At 71.8% G+C, this 3,365-nt stretch carries 2 protein-coding genes; both read right to left on the bottom strand.

Features of this window, described 5'->3' with window-relative positions; all coding sequences use genetic code 11:
* The coding region (locus tag FGD71_RS48370; protein WP_244951192.1) for a zinc-binding dehydrogenase at nt 1-394 on the bottom strand (394 nt) is incomplete at its 3' end.
* 56 nt (nt 395-450) lie between these two features.
* The coding region (locus tag FGD71_RS02675; RefSeq protein ID WP_244951191.1) for an acyltransferase domain-containing protein at nt 451-3,301 on the bottom strand (2,851 nt) is incomplete at its 3' end.
* Nucleotides 3,302-3,365 lie beyond the last annotated feature (64 nt).

Genomic DNA, 3,365 nt, shown 5'->3' with positions numbered 1-3,365 from the left:
CCTGCCCGAACAGCTCCACCAACTCCGCCAGCAACCGCCGCGTATGATCCGCACCCGCCTCGGCCAGATCGAACGCCCGGTACCGCAGTCCCGGCACGGTCGCGGCGATGGTCTCCGGGTCACGGATGTCGGTCTTGCCCATCTCCAGGAACCACCCGCCGCGGGGCAGCAGCCGCAGCGAGGCGTCCACGAACTCCCCCGCCAACGCGTTCAACACCACATCCACACCCTGGCCGTCGGTGACGGCGAGGAACTTCCGCTCGAACTCCAGGGTCCGCGAGGAAGCGATGTGGTCGTCGTCCAGGCCCAACGAGCGCAGCGTGTCCCACTTGCCCTCGCTCGCCGTCGCGAAGACCTCCGCCCCCAGATACCGGGCCAGCTGGATCGCCGCCATGCCCACACCACCGGCACCCGCGTGCACCAGCACACGCTGTCCCGCCTGCACGCCGNCACCACCGGCACCCGCGTGCACCAGCACACGCTGTCCCGCCTGCACGCCGGCCAGATCCCGCAGCCCGAACAACGCCGTCAGGAACACAATCGGCGTCGTCGCCGCCCGCTCGAACGACCAGTCGTCCGGGACGCGGACGAGGTGGCGGTGGTCGGTGACCGCCTCGGGTCCGTACGCCTTGCCGACCATACCCATCACGCGGTCGCCGACGGCCAGTTCCGTCACACCGGGGCCGACCTCGGTGACCACGCCGGCAGCCTCGGCGCCCATCACGGCACCGCCCGGGTACATGCCCAGGGCGATGAGGACGTCGCGGAAGTTGACGCCCGCCGCGCGCACGGCGATCCGCACGTCCTGGGCTCCGAGCGGCTCGACGGTCTCCTGCTCGGCGAGGACCAGGCCGTCCAGGGTGCCACCGCCGACGGTGTCGAGGACCCATGGCCCGGCCGGAGGCACCAGGCTGCCGCCGGTCCCCGGGCGGGCGAGGCGGGGCGCGTACGGCTTGCCGTCGCGTACCGCGATCTGAGGCTCGCCGGTGGTCAGGGCGTCGGGCAGTACCTGCGCCGAGGAGGTCTCGGCGTCGAGGTCGACGAGCACGATCCGGCCCGGGTTCTCCGACTGCGCCGAGCGCAGCAGGCCCCATACGGCGGCAGCGGCGAGGTCGGTGACATCGGCATCGGCGGCTGCGGGTACGGCACCCTTCGTCAGCACCACCAGGTGCGAGTCGGCGAGACGCTCGTCGGCCAGCCACTCCTGCACGAACGCGAGCACCCGCGTTGTGGCGGCGCGGGCGGCGTCGGCTCCGGCCATGGCATTGAGGCCGATTTCGGTGTCATGGGACGTGTCCGGTCCCGGCACGGAGAGCAGGATCGCCTCGGTCTCCGGAGCGATGCCGGCCAAGTCGGCGTGTACGGAAAGTTCGACGCCCGCGGCGGCCAGGCCACCACGCACTCCGAGTACGTCGGCGCCGACGAGGGCCCACGGCCCCGTCTGACCGTCGTCGGCCCCGGTCTCGGACTCGGTGACCTGGAGCGGAATCCAGTCGACCCGGTACAGCGAGTCGTCGGCCGGCGCTCCGGCGGCGCTCACCTGGTCGGAGGTGACGCGCCGGAACACCAGAGACTCGACGGAGGCGACGGGTGCGCCGGAGGCGTCGGCGACGGCGAGCTCGACGCCGTCCGTGCCCGTGGCGGCGAGGCGCACCCGCAGCGCGGAGGCGCCAGTGGCGAACAGCGAGACACCGCTCCAGGCGAACGGCAGACCGCCTCGGCCGAAGTCGGCCAGACCCACGGCGTGCAGCGCCGAGTCGAGGAGGGCCGGGTGCAGGGCGAGACGGCTCGCCTCGTCGTGCTGGTCCTCGTCCATGGCGATCTCGGCGAAGACCTCGTCACCGCGCCGCCACGCGGAACGCAGTCCCTGGAAGACCGGGCCGTAACCGTAACCGAGCCCGGAGAGACGGTCGTAGAGTCCCGCGGTGTCCAGCGGCTCGGCCCCCGCGGGGGGCCACTGGGCCAGGTCGAAGGCGGCCACGCGACCGTCGGCGGCCAGCACACCGCCCGCGTTGCGGGTCCACCGCTGCTCGGCTGGGGCGTCCTCGGGCCGTGAGTGCACCGTGACCGTACGGCGCCCTGACCCATCCGCCGCGCCGACGGCGAGCTGGATGTGAACACCGCCGGTCTCGGGCAGGACGAGCGGTGCCTCGATGGTCAGCTCCTCGACCCGGTCACAGCCGACCTCGTCTCCCGCGCGCACCGCGAGTTCGACGAACGCGGTACCGGGCACCAGCGCGGCTCCGGATATGCGGTGGTCCCCGAGCCACGGGTGCGTCTGAAGGGAGAGCCGCCCCGTCATGAGGACGCCGTCTCCGTCGGCCAGGGTCACGGCCGCGCCGAGCAGCGGGTGGTCCGTGCTGCCCTGCCCGATCGCGGCGATGTCTCCGATGGCCGGACCGCTGTGGTCCAGCCAGTAGTGGCGGCGTTGGAAGGGGTAGGTGGGGAGGATGACGCGGCGGGCGCCGGTGCCGGTGCCGGTGAAGAACGGCTGCCAGTCCGGGGTGACGCCTGCGGCGTGCAGGCGGCCGAGGGCGGTGACGAGGGCTTCCGGTTCGGGTCGGTCCTTGCGCAGGGCCGTGATCAACTGGGCGTCTCCGGTGAGGGATTCCTGCGCCATGCCGGACAGGACACCGTCCGGGCCCAGCTCCAGGAACACACTGACGCCCTGGTCCTCCAGCCAGCGCACCCCGTCACCGAAACGCACCGCCGCACGGACATGACGTACCCAGTAGTCGGCCGACGCGACGTCCGCCTCGGCCTGGCCGGTCACATTCGACACGACCGGTATGGACGGCTGTTCGTAGGTGAGCGACTCGGCGATACGGCGGAAGTCGTCGAGCATCGCGTCCATGTGCGGCGAATGGAACGCATGGCTGACCCGCAACTGCTTGGTCTTGCAATCCAGTTCAGCGAACCGCGCGCCCAGCTCGGCCACCACGTCCGCGTCTCCGGCGATCACCACCGACGACGGACCGTTGACAGCGGCAAGCGACACCTGGCTCTCGCGGCCCTCCAGATACGGGGCCACCGTCGCCTCGTCCGCACCGATCGCCAGCATCGCGCCACCAGCGGGCAGCGCCTGCATCAACCGCCCGCGAGCCGCCACCAGCGTCACCGCGTCATCCAGGGACAGCACCCCGGCCACATGGGCGGCCGCCAGCTCACCGATCGAATGCCCGGTCACGTAATCCGGCCGCACACCCCACGACTCCACCAACCGGTACAGCGCCACCTCAAGAGCGAACAGACCCGGCTGCGTGAACCCGGTCTGATCCAGCGACTCCCCGCCCTCGAACATCACCTCACGCAGCGGCCGCTCCAGCACCCGGTCGAACCCCGCACACACCGCATCCAACGCCTCC

The organism is Streptomyces sporangiiformans, from assembly GCF_005768555.2.
Lineage (GTDB): Bacteria > Actinomycetota > Actinomycetes > Streptomycetales > Streptomycetaceae > Streptomyces > Streptomyces sporangiiformans.
This window is presented reverse-complemented; position numbering and strand designations above follow the sequence as displayed.